14 protein-coding genes are annotated in these 17,035 nt (G+C 73.9%); 10 read left to right on the top strand and 4 right to left on the bottom strand.

The features are described from left to right. Window positions 1-141: 141 nt before the first annotated feature. On the bottom strand, window positions 142-504 hold the full coding sequence (locus DRB89_RS15235) for a hypothetical protein (RefSeq protein WP_112449827.1): 363 nt from the start codon (window positions 502-504) through the stop codon (window positions 142-144). Window positions 505-774: 270 nt separating this feature from the next. Here DRB89_RS15235 and DRB89_RS15230 point away from each other — a divergent pair, with 270 nt between their 5' ends. Beyond that, a complete protein-coding gene (locus DRB89_RS15230) occupies window positions 775-2,010 on the top strand; it encodes an AI-2E family transporter (RefSeq protein ID WP_112453599.1) in 1,236 nt (411 codons plus the stop codon). Window positions 2,011-2,062: 52 nt separating this feature from the next. Here DRB89_RS15230 and DRB89_RS15225 read toward each other — a convergent pair whose 3' ends face one another. Beyond that, entirely contained in the window at window positions 2,063-2,629 is a 567-nt protein-coding gene (locus DRB89_RS15225; RefSeq protein ID WP_112449828.1) for an XRE family transcriptional regulator, read from the bottom strand. Window positions 2,630-2,816: 187 nt separating this feature from the next. Between DRB89_RS15225 and DRB89_RS15220 the strand changes: the two genes are divergently transcribed. The 6 genes from DRB89_RS15220 (at window position 2,817) to DRB89_RS15195 (ending at window position 8,866) form a co-directional block, all read left to right on the top strand. Continuing rightward, window positions 2,817-3,974 (top strand): aryl-sulfate sulfotransferase, encoded by a 1,158-nt coding sequence (locus tag DRB89_RS15220; protein WP_112449829.1) that lies wholly within the window; start codon window positions 2,817-2,819, stop codon window positions 3,972-3,974. Then, window positions 3,971-5,431, top strand: coding sequence for a solute carrier family 23 protein (locus DRB89_RS15215; RefSeq protein WP_239516156.1), 1,461 nt, complete (start codon window positions 3,971-3,973; stop codon window positions 5,429-5,431). The genes DRB89_RS15220 and DRB89_RS15215 overlap by 4 nt, the downstream gene beginning before the upstream one ends. Before the next feature lie 27 nt (window positions 5,432-5,458). Next, window positions 5,459-6,343, top strand: a complete 885-nt coding sequence (locus DRB89_RS15210) for a hypothetical protein (protein WP_112449830.1) — start codon at window positions 5,459-5,461, stop codon at window positions 6,341-6,343. A gap of 125 nt (window positions 6,344-6,468) precedes the next feature. Next, a complete protein-coding gene (locus DRB89_RS15205; protein WP_112449831.1) occupies window positions 6,469-7,956 on the top strand; it encodes an MFS transporter in 1,488 nt (495 codons plus the stop codon). Next, window positions 7,953-8,618 carry a TetR/AcrR family transcriptional regulator gene (locus DRB89_RS15200; protein WP_112449832.1) on the top strand — a complete coding sequence of 222 codons (666 nt, stop codon included), beginning with the start codon at window positions 7,953-7,955 and terminating at the stop codon, window positions 8,616-8,618. Before DRB89_RS15205 ends, DRB89_RS15200 begins: the two co-directional genes overlap by 4 nt. Further along, window positions 8,615-8,866, top strand: coding sequence for a hypothetical protein (locus DRB89_RS15195; protein WP_112449833.1), 252 nt, complete (start codon window positions 8,615-8,617; stop codon window positions 8,864-8,866). Before DRB89_RS15200 ends, DRB89_RS15195 begins: the two co-directional genes overlap by 4 nt. A 67-nt stretch (window positions 8,867-8,933) precedes the next feature. Here the strand turns inward: DRB89_RS15195 and DRB89_RS15190 are convergent, their stop codons facing one another. Further along, complete coding sequence (locus DRB89_RS15190) at window positions 8,934-9,554, bottom strand: L-threonylcarbamoyladenylate synthase (RefSeq protein WP_112449834.1); 621 nt, start codon at window positions 9,552-9,554, stop codon at window positions 8,934-8,936. Between the two features lie 406 nt (window positions 9,555-9,960). Here DRB89_RS15190 and DRB89_RS15185 point away from each other — a divergent pair, with 406 nt between their 5' ends. Next, window positions 9,961-12,477 carry a YfhO family protein gene (locus tag DRB89_RS15185; RefSeq protein WP_162688588.1) on the top strand — a complete coding sequence of 839 codons (2,517 nt, stop codon included), beginning with the start codon at window positions 9,961-9,963 and terminating at the stop codon, window positions 12,475-12,477. Window positions 12,478-12,527: 50 nt separating this feature from the next. Further along, window positions 12,528-13,586 (top strand): alpha/beta hydrolase-fold protein, encoded by a 1,059-nt coding sequence (locus DRB89_RS15180; RefSeq protein ID WP_112453601.1) that lies wholly within the window; start codon window positions 12,528-12,530, stop codon window positions 13,584-13,586. A gap of 54 nt (window positions 13,587-13,640) precedes the next feature. Here the strand turns inward: DRB89_RS15180 and DRB89_RS15175 are convergent, their stop codons facing one another. Then, entirely contained in the window at window positions 13,641-15,005 is a 1,365-nt protein-coding gene (locus tag DRB89_RS15175; protein ID WP_112463299.1) for a cytochrome P450, read from the bottom strand. Window positions 15,006-15,310: 305 nt separating this feature from the next. Between DRB89_RS15175 and DRB89_RS15170 the strand changes: the two genes are divergently transcribed. Continuing rightward, on the top strand, window positions 15,311-17,032 hold the full coding sequence (locus tag DRB89_RS15170) for a chloride channel protein (RefSeq protein ID WP_112449005.1): 1,722 nt from the start codon (window positions 15,311-15,313) through the stop codon (window positions 17,030-17,032). Window positions 17,033-17,035 lie beyond the last annotated feature (3 nt).

Below are 17,035 nucleotides of genomic sequence, written 5' to 3'. Positions count from 1 at the left end.
GGTTGTGAGAGGCAGTTGCCCAGGCTAGCGCGGGTGTCACGGGGCCGACCGGCCATTCGTGCGGCGTGGCGTGAAACAAGGGCGTTCCGGAGCCGCCGAGCGGTCGGCTCCGGAACACCCTTGCGAACAGCCCTTCGGTTCCTACCGGTTGAGGGTGATCGAGTTGATCGGCCCGAGGTCGGCGTAGACCCCGGTGCCCTCTGCGATCGGGTTGCCGCAGTTGGCTCCGTTGTAGCCGGTGCACAGCCGTGCGGTGGCGCCGCCGTACTGGTTGTTGAGGACCCAGTGGTTGCCGTGCTGGTTGTTCAGGTTGTGCGCCCCGTAGCTGTAGAAGATCTGGCTGGGCTTGACGGCGGGGTTCTGGTTCTGCGGGTAGATGCAGACCGCCCCGTACGGGCACCCCGCCCACGTGTCGGCCGGCTGCGCGCCGGCCGTGCCGCTCAGTGCGAGGACGGCGGCCGTGGCGGTGGCGAACGCGGCGGCGCCGCGGATCATCTTGCGCATGATGTCCCCTTGTGGGTCTTGCTCCGTGCTGACTCCTTCAGCCTGTCCCCGGCGGACCCGGGGGTCGACGGGTTTCCCGTCGCCCGTCGGCCGCCCGGCCGGGAAACCGCCCGTGACCAGCGGGATCGCCTCGGGAGGGGCAACGCCCCGGGCGGCTCCTTCGGCCCAGCGCGGGTGAGACCTTCGGGCGAACGCGCTGCGCGCCGCGCGGGGCGGGCGCCGCCGGGGTGATAGCCCGAGGGGACCGAAAGACCGGAGGTGCGGCCGTACATGACCAGGCGACGCGTGACGCGGCCGCTGCGCCGCCCCACGGCCCCGCGGGGTGCGGTCGGCCGGCGCGGACCGGTCCGTACCGGCGGGACGGGCGGGGCCTGCGGGACGGGCGGGGCCGACGGCGACGGTGTGAAGGTGTCCCCGCTCCTGTGGACGGCGGCGGCCCACGCCTGGCGGCTCCTGGTCGTCGGCGCCGCGGTGTACGCGGTGTTCGTGGTCCTCGGACGGTTCCACGAGATCGCCGTGGCCCTCTTCCTCGGGCTGGTGGCGGCCGCGATGCTGCGGCCGCCGGCCGACCTGCTGGCCCGGGTGCTGCCCCGGGGCGTGGCCGTGGCCTGCGCGCTGGTCCTGAGCGCGGTCCTGGTGCTCGGCGCCCTCGCGCTCGTCGGCGAGGCCGTGGCGGGGGAGTGGCCCGCGCTGGTACGGGAGTTCAGGGTCGGACTGGACCGGATCCAGGCCTGGCTCAGCGGCCCGCCGTTCCGGCTGGACTCCCACCTGCTCAAGGACCTCCAGTCACGGATCGGCAGCTACCTCTCCAGTCACCGCTCGACCCTGCTGAACACCGCGCTCAGCGGGGCGGGCCGGGCCGTGGCGGTGCTCACCGTCGCGGCCCTCGGGCTGTTCTGCTCCGTCTTCTTCATCTACTCGGGCGACCGGCAGTGGAGCTGGTTCTGCGGGCAGCTCCCGCGGGGCGCGCGGGAGCGGGTGTCCGTGGCCGGGGTCGCGGCCTGGCGGACCTTCACCGGCTACACCCACGGCATCGTGCTCGTGGCCGCGACCAACGCCGTGCTCGTGTGCGTCGCGCTGTTCCTCCTCGGTGTACCGCTGGCCGTCCCGCTCGCGCTGCTGGAGTTCGTCGCCGCGTTCGTGCCGCTCATCGGCTCCCCGGTGGCCCTGGGCGTGGCCGCGGTCGTCGCCCTCGCCGCCAAGGGGCCCCTGGTGGCGGCCCTGGTGGTCGCGCTCATCGTGGTGATCGGCCAGATCGAGGGGCACCTGCTGCATCCCCTGGTGATGAGCTGGGCCGTCCGGCTCCACCCCATGGCGGTGGCCCTGTCGGTGGTGGCGGGCGCGATCTCCGCCGGGATCGTCGGCGCCGTGGTGGCGGTGCCCCTGGTCTCGGTGGCCTGGTCCGTCCGCCAGTCCCTGCGCACGCCCGGAGCCGCTACGCCGCTCGCGGGAGCCGGCGCACCGGCCCGGCCCGCCGGCCGGCCGAGGTGGTGGAGGCGGAAGTAGGTCCGGTCGGGCCGTTCTCCGGCGGCGGCCGGGCGGACTCCGCTCCGGCGCGTCACGCGTGCGGGTCGACGACCACCTCGACGTGGTCGGCGACGGCGACCAGCAGCACCCGGGTGCCCGGCAGCCGGGCCCACCAGCGGTGCTCGACCCCGCCCGTCAGATAGAGGGTGTCGCCCCGGGCCAGGTGGTGGGTGCGCCCTTCGGCCTCGACCTCGGCCGCGCCGTCGGCGATGTACATCAGCTCGTCGTTGCGGTGGCGGAACGCGCGCTCGGCGTCGTGTTCGCCCGTGAACTCGAGTGCGTGCATCTGGTGGTGGCCGCGGACGAGCGGGCGGACCCGGGCCGCCGGATCGAGGCCGGGGTCGGCGTCGGCCCGCACGATGTCCACCCGGCGCGGGGTGTCCGCGGCGGCCAGCAGCTGCACGGCCGTCGTCTCCAAGGCGTCCGCGACGCGCTGGAGCGAACGCATGCTGGGGCGGGCCCGGTCGTTCTCGATCTGGCTGAGGAAGGGCGACGACAGCCCGCTGCGGGCGGCCACTTCGGCGAGGGTGAGGTCGAGGGCCCGGCGCCGCCTGCGGATGCCCGCTCCGATCTGCCGCTCGGGCGGTTCGTCTGCCACGTCGCTCCTCGCTCCTCGCTGCCCGGTCTGGTGCGGTCCGGTCTGGTCCGGTCTGGTCCGGTGCCGATCATCTTCTCCCACCCGGCTGCGGGCTTCGCACTCCCTTCACAGTGCCGCAACACCACGGCGCTAGTTTCTAACTCAGTTGCTCAGATCAAAGAAAGTTTGACGGGAGAAGCTCCACCTCATGTCCCAAGCCGCTCAGACCCCGGTAGCCCCGACCCCGGTCGACCAGAACGCCCGCCGTCGGCGCGGAACCGGCCTCATCGCCCTCGATCCCGCCGCCTCGGAGGGCGGGTACACCCTCTTCGCCCCGCTCACCGGCACCGGCGAGGTGTACCTGATCGACATCCACGGCCAGGTCGTCCACCAGTGGAACCTGCCGTACCGCCCCGGCCGGCACGCCCGCGTCCTCGCGAACGGCAACCTCGCCTACAGCGGCGTACTGCCCGGCGAGGAAGCCCTCTTCCCCATGTGGCACAAGTACCGGGGCGGCGTCATGCTCGAGGCCGCCCCCGACGGCACCGTCCTGCGCGAGCACCGCGATCCGCTCCAGCACCACGACGCGCACCACCTCGGCGGCGGCCGCGTCCTCTACACCGCCCTCGAACCGCTGCGGGGCGCGGACGCCCGGACCGTGCGCGGCGGGGTGCCCGGCTCCGAGGCGGACGGCACCGTATGGGCCGACACGATCAGGGAAGTCGACGCGGACGGCACCGTGCGCTGGTCGTGGCGCGCCGCCGAGCACCTCGACCGGGACGAGTACGCCCTGCACCCCGACTACTCCCGCGAGCACTGGCCCCTGATCAACAGCGTGGTCCCGCTCGCCGACGGGAACGTCCTCGCCAGCCTGCGCAGCGTCTCGGCCGTCGTCGTCATCAGCCGGGAGACCGGCGAGATCCTGTGGCGCTCCGAGCCGGGGGTCGTCTCCCAGCAGCACGCGCCCACCGAACCGGCCGACGGCCGGGTGCTGGTGTTCGACAACGGGGTCTTCCGGCCGGGCTCGGACGTCCCCTACTCCCGCGTCATCGAGATCGAGCGGTCCTCCGGCGAGGTCGTGTGGGAGTACCACGACCCGGCCAAGGAGGCGTTCTTCGCCCCCTTCATGGGCAGCGCCCAGCGCCTCGCGGGCGGCAACACCCTCGTCACGGACTCGCCTTCGGGCCGGCTCTTCGAGGTGACGCCCGAGGGCTACCTGTGCTGGGAGTACGTCGTCCCGTACTTCGGCGGCTACCGCGAGTCCGAGGTGCGCGGCCTGTTCCCGGCCGAGCCCAACGCCGTCTTCCGCGCGTACCGCTACACCGCCGAGGAGGTGCCCTGGCTGGGCGCCGGGGCCACCCGGTGACCGCCGCCGACACGGCCGGTCCCGTACCGGGCGCACCGGGCGTACCGGGCGCACCGACCGGGCCGGCCGGGCTCCTTCCGACCGTCCCGCCGGTCCTGCCGGGCCCACCAAGCCCGCCCGTACCGCCCGTACCACCCGTACCGCCCGTCGATGAGTGGATCCCGGTCCGCCGGCTGGTCCCGCTGTCCGCGCAGCACGTGCTCGCCATGGTCGCGGCGCCCGTCTCCACCACCTTCCTGACCGGACAGGCCCTCGGCCTCACGGCCGCCTCCACCGCCTCCCTGCTCAGCGCCACCCTCGTGCTGTGCGGCGTCGGCACCCTGCTCCAGTCCCTGGGGCTGTGGCGGTTCGGGGCCCGGCTCCCCTTCGTCATGCTGCCCGGCGGGGCGGCGACCGCGCTCTTCATCCAGATGGCCAAGGACCACGGCCCCGCGACCGCCACCGGGTCGGTGCTCCTCGCGGCGGCGCTGCTCCTGGCCGTACTGCCCTTCTACGCCAAGATCGTCCGGCTCTTCCCGCCGGTGGTCATGGGCACCACGGTGCTGCTCATCGGCATCGCCATGATCCGGGTCGCCGCCCAGCTGGTCACCGGCCGGCCCGGGAGCCCCGGCTACGCCGCGCCCTCGGCGGTGGTCCTGGCCGGCGCGACCATCGGGTGCACGGTGCTGTTCCTCCTGCTGCTGCGCGGGATCTGGCGTCAGACGGCGGTACTGCTCGGCATGGGCGCGGGCACCCTGATCGCGCTCACGACCGGCCTCGGCGGCCTCGCGCCCGTGGGCGGGGCCGGCCAGGGCCTGACACTGCCGCACCTCCTCCCGTACGGGACACCGCAGTTCGACCTGCTCGCCGCGCTGCCCCTGCTCGTCTTCAGCCTCACCACGCTCGCGGAGATCACCGGACAGACCGTGCTGAACAGTGAGACGGTGGGCCGCGAAAGCGCCCCGGGACGCGACGTGCCCCGGGTGGCCGGAGCGGACGCGCTGGTTTCGCTGTTCGGCGCGCTCTTTGGCACCTCGCTGATGGTGACGAGCGCGGAGAACATCGGCATCGGCCGCCTCACCGGGGTCCGCAGCCGCTACGTGACCGCCGGGGCGGGCGTGCTCCTCGTCGCCGTGGGACTGCTGGCCCCCGTCTCCCGGCTCCTCGCCGCGATTCCCGCCCCCGTCGTCGGCGGCTCCGCGCTGGTGATCTACGGGATCATCGCCGTGATGGGCGTCGACATGCTGGGGCGCACGTCCCCCGGCACCGGAAGCGGCTCCACGGTGGTCGCGCTGGCCCTCACCGCCGGACTGCTGCCGGTGGTGGCCCCCGACCTCTACCAGGGGTTCCCCGTCTGGGCCAGGACGGTCCTCGGCAGCGGGGTGGTGGCGGGCACGCTCACCGCCGTCCTGCTGCACGCGCTCTTCCGCGCCCGCCCGCCCGGCGGGCGGGTACCGCCCCGGGCCGAAGCAGGGTAGAACTGCTCTGCGAAAGAGGGGGCTGGGATGCGGCGCGGGGTAATCGAGTGGTTCCGGGGCGCGGCCGACGGGGAGATACGGGCGCTGGAAGACGTGCCGGGCATCGATCCCGAGCGGCTGCGCGAACTGTGGTGCGCCGAACCGGAGCTGATGCTGCGCCTCGACCGGCTCTACGCGGCTTCGCAGCGGGCCTTCGAACGCCGTACGCGCGCCGCCGTCGGGGAGGACCTGCTCCGCGCCCTGCGCGCCGTCGCCCGGGGCGCCGACGTGGCCCGGCTGGACACGGCGGTCGCGATCGCCGGGTCACGGCTGGAGGCCGACACGGCGACCGCCGGGGCGCGCGGCCTGAACACCGGGCTGGCCTGCGGGATCGTGGTCAGCCCGGTGGTGCTGGTCGTGGTCTTCGCCCTGGGGGCGTGGCTGCCCGGACTGTTCGGCATCGACTTCGGCTGCCAGGAGCGCCTCGCCCTCGTGCACGCCCTGGTGTGCTTCGCGGGCGGTGCGATGGGCGCGGTCTTCAGCGTGGTCATCCGGCTGCGCGATCCCCGGCAGCTGATCCGCTCCCGGGCCGGGCACGACGCCCTGGCCGCCGATCCCGTCCAGTTGTCCCAGGCGCTGCGCCAAGAGGGCTGGTACCGGGTGGTGGTGGGGTGGTTCCTGGCCACCTCCCTCTTCCTGCTCGTCAGCGGCGGCATCCTCACCGTGCTCAGCCCGCCGCTGACCCCGGCCGAACTGTGCGGACCCGGCCCGCTCACCGCCGCCGGACACGAGGCCCTGGTCAAGGCGTGGTTCTTCTGGGGTGCCATCGGCTTCCTCGCCGGCCTCAACGAGCGCTGGGCCCGCGGCCTGCTGCGCCACCCCTCGGCGCCGCGCGACGAACCCGGACAGGACGACGGAGCCCGCCGCTCCTAGGACCGCCCGGCCGGGCGAAAAGGCTGAAAAGAGCCCTCGCCGACGGGCGGACAGGGGGGTGCACGCGCGTTTACCCTGGGGGTGAACATGTGTGCACCCCCTTCGGGCCAGCGTTTGGGAGCGACATGCCCGCCGAGACCCGCGTCCGCCCGGTCGTCGCCGTCCTCGCCTTCTGCGGCGCGGTCGTCGCCGTCATGCAGACCTTGGTCATCCCCCTGCTGCCGCACGTCCCGGAGCTGACCGGCAGCAGTCCGGCCGCCGCCGGCTGGCTCGTCACCGCCACCCTGCTCACCGGCGCGGTCTTCACCCCCGTGCTGGGCCGCGTCGGCGACATGTACGGCAAGCGCCGCGTGCTCCTCGCCTCGCTCGCCGTCCTCACCGCCGGGTCCGCGCTGTGCGCGGTCACCTCCGACATCGCCGTCCTGATCGCCGGCCGCGCCCTCCAGGGGTCCGCCCTCGCCGTCATCCCGCTGGGCATCAGCATCATCCGCGACGAACTCCCGCCCGAGCGCGTCCTGCCGGCCATCGCCCTCATGAGCTCCACCCTCGGGATCGGCGCCGCGATCGGACTCCCCGCGGCCGCGCTGGTCGTCGAACACTTCGACTGGCACGCCATGTTCTGGGCCGCGGCGGCCCTCGGGGCGCTCGACCTCCTCCTCGTCCTGTGGGCCGTCCCCGAATCGCCGTCGCGCACCGCCGGCCGGTTCGACGTACCGGGCACCCTCGGCCTCGCCGCCACCCTGGTGGCGCTCCTGCTCGCGATCACCCAGGGCGCCGACTGGGGTTGGACCTCGCCGCGCACGCTCGGCCTGCTGGCCGCGGTGCCGGTCGTCGGAGCGCTCTGGGGCCGCCACGAACTGCGCACCGCCTCCCCGATGGTCGACCTGCGGGTATCGGCGCGCCCCGCCGTCCTGCTCGCCAACCTCGCGGCCCTGCTCGTCGGCTTCGCCTTCTACGCCAACTCCCTGGCCACCGCGCAGATGGTCCAGGAGCCCGTGAGCACGGGGTACGGGCTCGGCGTCTCCCTCGTGGTCAGCGGCCTGTGCCTGCTGCCCGGCGGCCTGGCCATGGTGGCGCTGTCCCCGGTCTCGGCGCGGATCTCCGCCGCCTACGGGCCCCGGACCGCGCTGGCCCTCGGGGCGGCCGTCATGACGCTCGGCTACGTCGTCCGGTTCTTCACCAGCCACAGCCTCGGGCCGATCGTGGCCGGAGCCACGGTGGTGGCCTGCGGGACCGCCCTCGCCTACTCGGCGCTGCCGGCGCTCGTCATGCGGGCCGTGCCGGCGGCCCAGACCGGGGCGGCGAACGGCCTGAACACCCTGATGCGCTCCGTCGGCCAGGCTTGTTGCAGCGCCGTCGTCGCGGCCGTGCTCGCCCAGGTCACCTTCCGGGCGGCGGGTGGACGCGAAGCCCCCACCCTGGACGCGTACCTGCTGATCTTCCTGATCGCGGCCGGGACGGCGCTCGCCGCCCTGGTGGCGGCCCTCTTCCTGCCCTCGGCCCGGCCGGCGGCGCCGGTCGCGCCCGCCGCGCCCGCCGCGCCCGCCGGATCCGCCCCGGCCGGTACGGTCGCGGTGACGAAGTCCGAGCCCGCCGCCCGGGAGAGCACATGACCGGAGACCACACCAGCACCGCCGGGACCGGGGCCGGGACCGGGGCCGGCACGGAAACCGGTGCCGAAGCCGGTGCCGACACCGGTACCGGCCGCGACGCCATCGTGCGCGCCGCCCGCAGGGCGTTCACCCTCCGCCCGTACGCCGAGGTCACCCTGCGCGGCATCGCGGCCGACGCCGGGGTCAGCCCGTCGCTGATCGTGAAGCGGTTCGGCAGCAAGGAGCGGCTGTTCAACACGGTCGCGGACTTCCAGCCGGCCGCCGACGCCCTGTTCGCGGCCCGGCCGGCCGTGCTGGGCCGGCACCTGGTGCTGACCATGGTCCGGCTGCGCGACGAGCTCCGCGGCGACCCGCTGCTGCGCGTGGTCTTCTCCCTCGGCAGGGACGACGAGCGCACCCTGCTGCGCGAGCGGTTCCGCGAACAGGTCACGGACCGCCTCGCCGGCTCCCTCGCCGGAGCCGACCGGGAGCTGCGCGCCGAGCTGATCGCGGGCCAGCTGCTGGGCCTGGGGGCGACGCTGAGCCTGCACCGCCCCGATGGCGCGGGGACCCGTACGCCGCCGGAGCGGCTGGCGGACCTGTACGCGCCCGGGCTCCAGCTCCTCATCGACGGCGGCGCCGCCCGGCGTGATCCCCGGGAGCCGGTTAGCGTCGGGGGATGAGCACCGAACCGCGCAGCTTCGAGATCCTGCTCGTGCCCGAGCACGTGGTGGAGGGGTCCGCCGGCGACGCCGTCCGCTCGGCCGTCGTCGCGCCGACCGGCGAGAACGGCGCCACCGGATACCCGCGCTACTCGGGGGACGGGATGGTGGCCGACATCGATCCCGTCACCCGAACGGTGGAAGCCATCCTCGTGGACGGCTCCGAACTCGACTACGGCCTCAAGCCCGTCCTGCACCCGGACTCCTGACCCGGACTCCTGCACCCGCGCGGGCGGGCTGAGCGGACGGCCCGCGCGGACAGGCTGAGCGGACGGCCTACTCGAAGCGGGAGGTGTCGCCCGCGCCCCGGCGGACGATCTCGGCCTCGCCGCTGGAGAAATCGATGACCGTGGTCGGCAGCGTCCCGCAGTCGCCGGAGTCGATCACCATGTCCACGACGTGGTCGAGCCGGTCCTTGATCTCCCAGCCCTGCGTCATGGGCTCGCTCTCGCCGGGCAGTAGCAGCGTGCTGGACAGCAGCGGCTCGCCGAGCTCGGCCAGCAGGGCCTGGACCACGACGTGGTCGGGGATGCGGACACCGACCGTCTTCTTCTTGGGGTGCTGCAGCTGGCGCGGGACTTCCTTCGTCGCCGGGAGGATGAAGGTGTAGCTGCCGGGGGTGGACGCCTTGATCGCGCGGAAGACGTCGTTGTCGATGATCACGAACTGGCCGAGCTGCGCGAAGTTCTCGCACACCAGGGTGAAGTGGTGACGGTCGTCGAGCTGCCGGATCGACCGGATCCGGTCGACACCCTCCCGGTTGCCCATCTTGCAGCCCAGCGCGTAGCAGGAGTCCGTGGGATAGGCGACGAGCCCGCCGGAGCGGATGCTGTCGGCGATGCTGCCGATGGTGCGCGGCTGGGGGTTATCGGGGTGTACGTCGAAGTACTTTGCCATCCACCGAGCCTACGGGATCCGGGGTTCCGCTACCGGCCGGGCGGTGAGGCGGTGAGGCGGCGGGCGGACCGCCCGGCGATGCGACCGCACGGCGATCTGGGCACGCGGATAAGTGGCTGATTGTCCAGTTTCTATAGCAATATGGACCGCATGCGCTCGTGATTGCGATCATATTCTTTGCCTCGGGTGCATAAATTTTTCGGCGGTGTACATAGGGTGCGTGAATCGGCGGCCTCTCCGTGGCCGATGAATCACGCACGAGGGTTTCCCACACATGACCGCCACGTCTCTCCCGCCTGCCGAAACCCCCCTCCCCGCGGGAGGCCGAAGAGGGGTTGGGGCCCAGGTCGGCGCGGTGAAGCGGAATCTCGGATTCCTTTCCGCTCTCGTGGCCGCATTCATATCCATGGCCGCCCACACCGCCGGCCTCGCCGCGCACGGCGTGTATCCCTTCGGCGCCATCCCGCGCGCCGACAACGACCTGCGCCACCAATACGTGCCCTTCCACACCCGCCTGTGGGACCTCCAGCACGGAAATGCCCAGGGCGACCTGCTCTTCAACTGGCAGAGCGGCTACGGCGTCGGATTCCTCGGGGACTTCTTCACCTATCTCACCAATCCGTTCTCCTGGCTGGTCGGTGTCCTGCCCCGCCAGCACGCCGAGTTCTCCGTCTACCTGGTCAGCCTTTTCAGCATCGGCCTCGCCGCCGCCCTGATGACCGTCTACCTCGGCCGGCTGCGCCCCGGCTCGCCCTGGCTGCGCGCCCTGCTCTCCGTCGGCTACGCCGTCTGCGGCTGGGGAGTCGCCGAGGGCACCGTCGTCCCGATGTGGACCTGGGGCCTGGTCGCCGTACCCCTGCTCGGCATAGCCGCCGACTGGTGCCTGACCGGCCGCCGCTGGGTCCTCGGCAGCCTCCTGGTCGCCCTCTGCTGGTTCGCCAACTTCTACACCGCCGCCATGGCCACCCTGGCCACCGCGCTCGTCCTCCTCGTACGGCTCCTGCTCGCCGACGCCGACTGGCGCACCCGGGGCCGGGCGCTGTGGCGGGCCGCCACCATGGCCGGCACCGGACTGCTGCTCGCCGCCCCCGCCGTCCTGGTCTGCGCCCGGGCCAACCAGCGGTCCCAGCCCACCGAGCTGTACGTCGTCAGCGTGGACACCGACCCGCTGACCTACCTCTCGATGCTCATACCGGGCACTCACCCCGGCCGCCCCGCGCCCAACATCTACGCCGGGGTGCTCGTCCTCCTCCTCGTGCTGGCCCTGCCCTTCCAGTCCAAGGTCCGCGTCCGCGAACGCGCCGCCTGGCTCGGGCTCCTGCTCCTCACCGCCGTCTCCTTCGTCCTCACCCCCACGGCCAAGCTCTGGCAGGGCGGGGCCCTCCCGCACGGCGCCCCCTTCCGCGAGTCCTTCGTCCTCAGCGGCATGCTCGCCATGGCCGCCTGGATCTGCCTCGCCCACATGCCCCGGCCCCGGGCCCTGCTCGGCGGCGCCGGCCTGCTGGCCCTGCTCGTCGCGGTGACGTACGACCGCCAGCCGGTCAACGAGTACGCCCTGACGGGCGTCCTGGCCGGCGGCGCCGTCACCACCGTCCTCCTGCTCTGCTACGCGCGGGGGCTGCGCCGCCCCGCCCGTACGGGCGTCATGGTGCTGCTGGCCGTCTCGGTCTTCGCCGGCACCACGTACGCCGTCTACGGCAACGCCGTCGTCGACGACCCCCGCCGGCGCGGACCCGTCCGCCCGCAGACGATGACCACGCTCGGCGCGGACGCGCACCGGACCCTGCGGGACCGGGAGGACTGGCCCGCCACCCGCTCCGACGCCGGACCCGACATCTTCGTCACCAACAACGACGCCATGCTCGTGGGCGGCCAGGGCGGCGCCTACTACAGCAGCTACGTGAGCGTGGAGACCGCGCGCGGACTGCGCGGCCTCGGCCTCGGCCAGGCCATGGGCGGCCGCCACCTGTGGCCCGCGCACGACCCGGTCCTGCGGGCCCTGCTCGGCGTCGGCACCGTCCTGGAGCCGGCCGGCGGGAACGGCGTCACCGCGCGCACCGTGCCCGCCCCGCCGCTCGTCACCCTCCGCCCGCCCGGCAGCGACCAGGCCTACGGGGCCCCCGAGGACTCGGTCTGGGCCCGGCGCCATGCCGCCCTCGGCGCCAGGGTGTACACCGTGCCCCCGCTCTCCCACGCCGGCGGGCCGGCCGCTCCCGACACCGGACGGGGCTTCGCCCTGCCCAGGGCCGAGGGCGAGGGCCCGGAGCACTGGACCGCGTTCACCTCGCGGTGCGCCCCGGGACAGCGGGCCTTCCTGTACGCGCCCGACCTGAACGCCACCGTCGAGGTCCAGGGCACCGCCCGGCGCGAGGGGTTCTTCGGCAAGCCTCCCGCCGTCAGCGCACCGCTCAAGGAACTGGGCCCGGTCCCCGCCGACGGCCGCTTCACCTTCTCCGTCCGCACCCCGAAGGACGGCCAGCTCCTGCCGCCCGACGCGCTCGGCTGCCTGGACCAGGCCGCCTTCGACGCGGCCGTGGCCCGTTTGAAGGCCACCGGGCCCACGCGGTTCACCACCGGCGGCCACAGCGTCGAGGCCCGGCTCCCCAAGGGCTCGACCGGCACGGCCGTGATCGCCACCACCGCCTCCCCCGGCTGGACCTGCTCCGTCGACGGCGGCCCGGCCCGCGCCCCGATCTCGTACCACGGGCTGCTCGGCGTCCCGTTGGGCGCCGCGGGCGCCGACCGGCTCTCGTGCTCGTACCTCCCCGAGGGTCTGAGCGCGGGCCTGGCCGGCACCGGTGCGGGCGCACTTGTCATCGCCGGCGTCCTGGCCCGCGCCGGGTGGCGGCGGCGCGCGGATGTGATCAATTCCGAGTTCCGGCAGGGAACGGATCGGCCCGTCGGGCGCTCTAGCCCCGTGTGAATCTGACTGGCGACTCGCTCTTCGTGACGGCCCTCCTGGCCACGGCCCTGATGTTCGCGGCCGCCGTACGGCTGTGGCCGCGCCTCGCACGGCGGGGATGGCGGTCCGTCACGGGCCGGATCGCCCTCGTCCTCGCGATCCAGGTGCTGACCCTCTCGGCCGTCGGCCTCGCGGCGAACCGCGCCTTCCTGATCTACGGCTCCTGGGCCGAGCTGGCCGGCCGGGAGAAGGCGCCGACCGTCAGCGGGCAGGACGCGGGCGGCACTTCGGCGCTGAAGGTGACCGGCCGGCAGAAGCCGTGGGTGCCCGGCGGCGAGAGCCGGCACCTGGGCGGCGAGATCGAGAAGGTCATGATCCAGGGGGAGCGCTCCAAGATCGCCACCCCGGCCTACGTGTACCTGCCGCCGGAGTACTTCCAGAAGGGGAACGAGCACCGGACCTTCCCGGCCGCCGTCGTCCTCACCGGGTTCCCCGGCACGGCGGAGAACCTGCTGAAGCCGCTGCCCTACCCCAAGACCGCGCTGGGCCTGGTCAAACAGAAGAAGATGAACCCGATGATCCTGGTGCTGATGCGGCCCACCGTCGCACCGCCGGTGAACACCCAGTGCGTCGACGTACCGGGCGGCCCGCAGACCGAGACGTTCTTCGGATCCGACCTCCCCAAGGCACTGGCCGGCGCCTACCGCATCGGGGCCGCCCCCCGCGGCCTCGGCATCATGGGCGACTCCACCGGCGGCTACTGCGCGCTGAAGATCGCCCTGCAGCACCCGGAGTCGTACGCGGCCGGCGTGGGGCTGTCCGCGGACTACGAGCCCGAGATCGACGAGGACTCCGGAGACCTCTTCCGCGGCAACGAGGAGGAGAAGAAGCGCTCCGACCTGCTGTGGAGCCTGGACCACCTGCCCCAGGGGAACACCTCCCTGCTCGTCACCACCTCGCTCCAGGGCGAGAGCAACTACCGTCCGACGCTGGAGTTCATCAAGAAGGTGAAGAGCCCCGCGCGCGTCTCCTCGATCACCCTCGACCGCGGCGGCCACAGCTTCAACACGTGGAACCGGGAGATCCCGCCGGCGCTGGAATGGCTCGGCGCCCGCCTCGCCGCCGGCTAGTGCTGTGACCGGCACCGCAAGCGTTCGGACGGCCACCAACCTCGGGGGAGTGACTCAGGTCCCTGAGGTGAGGGTGGCCGGGGTCGGGCCGGCCGGGCGGACCGTGATGCTGTACGCCGCCCCGCGCGGGACGGAGCGGAAGGCCGGGACGTGCGCGGGCAGCAGGTGCTCGAGCAGGACCGTCGACTCGCGCAGGGCGAACTGCAGCCCGAGACAGGCGCGGGGCCCGATGCCGAAGGGTACGTACCCGCCCGGGAGGGTCGGACGGCCGCCCGGGACGGTGAAGCGCAGCGGGTCGAAGCGCTCCGGGTCCGGCCACAGCACGGGGTCGCGGTGCGCGAGGTACGGGCAGACGACCACATCGGTGCCCGCCTCGATCGCGTAGCCGGCCAGGACGTCGTCCTCGACCGCGTGGCGCGGCAGGATCCACGCGGACGGGTACAGCCGCAGCGTCTCGCTGACCAGCGCTTGCACGGCCTCCCGCCGCTCCGCCGAGCCCGCGCCGCCCGCCGCCAGGGCCTGCTCGCGGGCCTGCGGATGCCGGTCCAGGAGCAGGTACAGCCAGGTCAGCGTGGAGGCCGTGGTCTCGTGACCGGCGACCAGGAGCGTGACCAGCTCGTCGCGGATCAGCCGGTCCGTGTACTCGGGCCGCTCGGCCGAAGCCTCCACCAACAGGTGCAGCAGGCCCGGCCCGTCGGGCCCGGCAGTGCCCCGGCGCGCGGCGGCGATCGCGTGCTCGGCGACGGCGTCGATCCGGGCCAGGTCCGCCGCGACGGCCTCCCCGGCGTCCGCGGTATCGGCCGGCAGCGTCGGCAGCGCCGCCACCACGGCCGCGACGGCGGCCAGTTCGCGCTCGGTGTCCGCGTCGAGCGGGTGTCCGGTCAAGGAGCGCCAGATGGTGTCGAGGGCGAAGCGCCGCATCTCCTCGCCGACGTCCAGGACCTGTCCGGAACGGGCGTACGCGGCCCAGCGCGCGGCGGTGGCCCGCGCGGCCCCGGCGATCCGCTGCTCGTAGCGGCGCATCCCGGTCCCGGTGAACTGCGACTGCAGGAGCCGCCGTTGCCGCTTCCACGCCTCCCCGGTCGCCGCGAGCACACCGTCGCCGATCAACAGGCGGGCGCGGTGCGACCGTTTGACGTACCGCTGAGGGTGCTGCGCCAGCACGTGCTGGATCGCCTCCGGCGAGGTCACCAGGACGGTGGGCCGCTCCCCGGCCCCGGCCCCGGCGCCAGCCCCGGTCCCGGCGCCCTCGCCCCGTCCGGCCCCGAGCCGGAACGCGCCGACGCCGCCGAGCCGCCCGCACACCTCGGCCAGCAGCTCGATCAGCTCACCGCCCCCCGCGCTCCACCCCTGCACCACGGACGGGTCCAGCTCGGGGACCGGCGGGAGGAGGCGTACGGCACCGGCTTCGACGGCCATCGGTGTTCCCCTGTTCGTCCGCTGCGGCGCGTGCTCCCGCCCCACCCCGGATCGGCGGCGGCACGGACTGGCAGCACGGACTGTACGGGAGCGGCCGCCCCCGGAGGTCGGCCGTCGGCCAGGCTCCGCGGCGCCCCGCACACCCTGCGCGAGCCGTTCGCCCGGCCCCCGCTCCGCCGGACGGGTGTACCGGCGGCCCGCCTCCAGGCCCCGGTGGGAGCCGGGCCGTTGGATGGGTGGTTCGGGGGATCGTGGTCAGGGGCCGGGAGGCGCGATCGAGGCAGCGCCGGTCGCGAGGAGTGGACATGCCGTTCGCGGACGAGGGGCTGCGGGCCGGCCTGCGCAGGGCCGAAGCCGGCATGCTGCTGCCGGCACTGCTGGTCGGCGCGGGGGCCGGGCTGGGTGCGGTGGCCTTCCGCTGGCTCATCGAGGTCGTCACCCTCGTGCTGTCCGGACACGACGACTACTCCTCGGCCGGCCACGCCGACAACCCGTACGTGCCCTGGCTCGGACCGTACTTCGTCCTGCTCGCGCCCGTCGTCGCCGGCGCGATCTACGGGCCCCTCGTCTACCGCTACGCCAAGGAGGCGCGCGGCCACGGCGTACCCGAGGTCATGTACGCGGTCGCACGTACAGGCGGCCGCATCCCGGCCCGGGTCGCCGTGGTGAAGTCGGTCGCGTCCGCGCTGTGCATCGGCGGCGGCGGCTCGGTGGGCCGCGAGGGCCCCATCGTGCAGATCGGGTCCGCCCTCGGGTCCACCGCCGGATCGATCCTGCGCATGGGCGAGGACCGGGTCCGGCTGCTGGTCGCCTGCGGCGCGGCCGGCGGCATCGCCGCGACCTTCAACGCCCCCCTGGCCGGCGTGTTCTTCGCGATGGAGCTGATCCTGCGCGACTTCACGGCCCGGGGCTTCGCCTTCGTGGCCGTCTCCTCGGTCACCGCCGCCGTGATCGGCCGCTCGGTCCTCGGCGACGAACGGTTCCTGGACCTCGCGCCGCTCGGCGTGGAACACCTGGCCTCGTACGCCCTGTACGTGCTGCTCGGCGCGCTCGCCGGGATCGTCGGCGTGGTCTTCACCAAGGTGCTCTACGGGGTGGAGGACATCTGCGACGCGGTGTGGCGCGGCCCGGAATGGCTGCGCCCCGCGGCCGGCGGCATCCTGCTGGGCGCGATCCTGCTCGCGCTGCCCGAGATGTACGGGGTCGGCTACCCGGTCCTCGGCAAGGCCGCGGTGGGCGGGTACGCGGTCGGATTCCTGCTGGTACTGCTCGTCGGCAAGATCATCGCCTGCAGCGTCACCATCGGCATCGGCGGCTCGGGCGGGGTCTTCGCGCCCAGCCTCTTCGTCGGCTCGATGCTCGGCAGCGCCTTCGGCCAGACCCTGGACCACGCCGTACCGGGGCTGACCGGCTCCGCCACGACCTACGCCGTGATCGGCATGGGCGCGGTCTTCGCCGGTTCGGCCCGCGCGCCGATCACCGCCGTCGTCATCATCTACGAGCTGACCGGCGAGTACGGCATCATCCTGCCGCTGATGGCCGCCGTCGCCATCGCCACCGGCGTCAGCCACGTCCTCAGCCGCGACACCGTCTACACGACCAAACTCCGGCGCCGCGGGGTCGACCTCGACCTGACCGGTCCGGCCGCCGTCGAGGTCCGGACCGCGATGGGACCGCCGCCGGCCGAGCTGGCACCCGGCACCGGCCTGCGCGCGGCGGTCACGGCGATGATCGAGGTGGGCGCCGGACGCCTGCCCGTCGTCGACGGGAACGGCCGCTACGAGGGCTCGGTCGGCGCCCTCGCCCTCTCCCGGGCCCTGCACGAGGGCCGGCCCGAGGGCGAGCCCATCGAGACGGTACGGGACCGCCCGCCCGCCCTGCTCGCCGGCCAGTCCCTGGAGGAGGCCCTGCCGCTGCTCGCGGCGAGCGACGGCGACGGCCTCCCGGTTCTCGACGAGGGCGGCCACCACCTCCTGGGCTGGATCACCCACCGCTCGGCGCTGGCCGCCCTGCACCCTCCGGCCTGACGG

This window comes from Streptomyces sp. ICC4 (assembly GCF_003287915.1).
In the GTDB taxonomy this organism is placed as follows: domain Bacteria; phylum Actinomycetota; class Actinomycetes; order Streptomycetales; family Streptomycetaceae; genus Streptomyces; species Streptomyces tritrimontium.
This window is presented reverse-complemented; position numbering and strand designations above follow the sequence as displayed.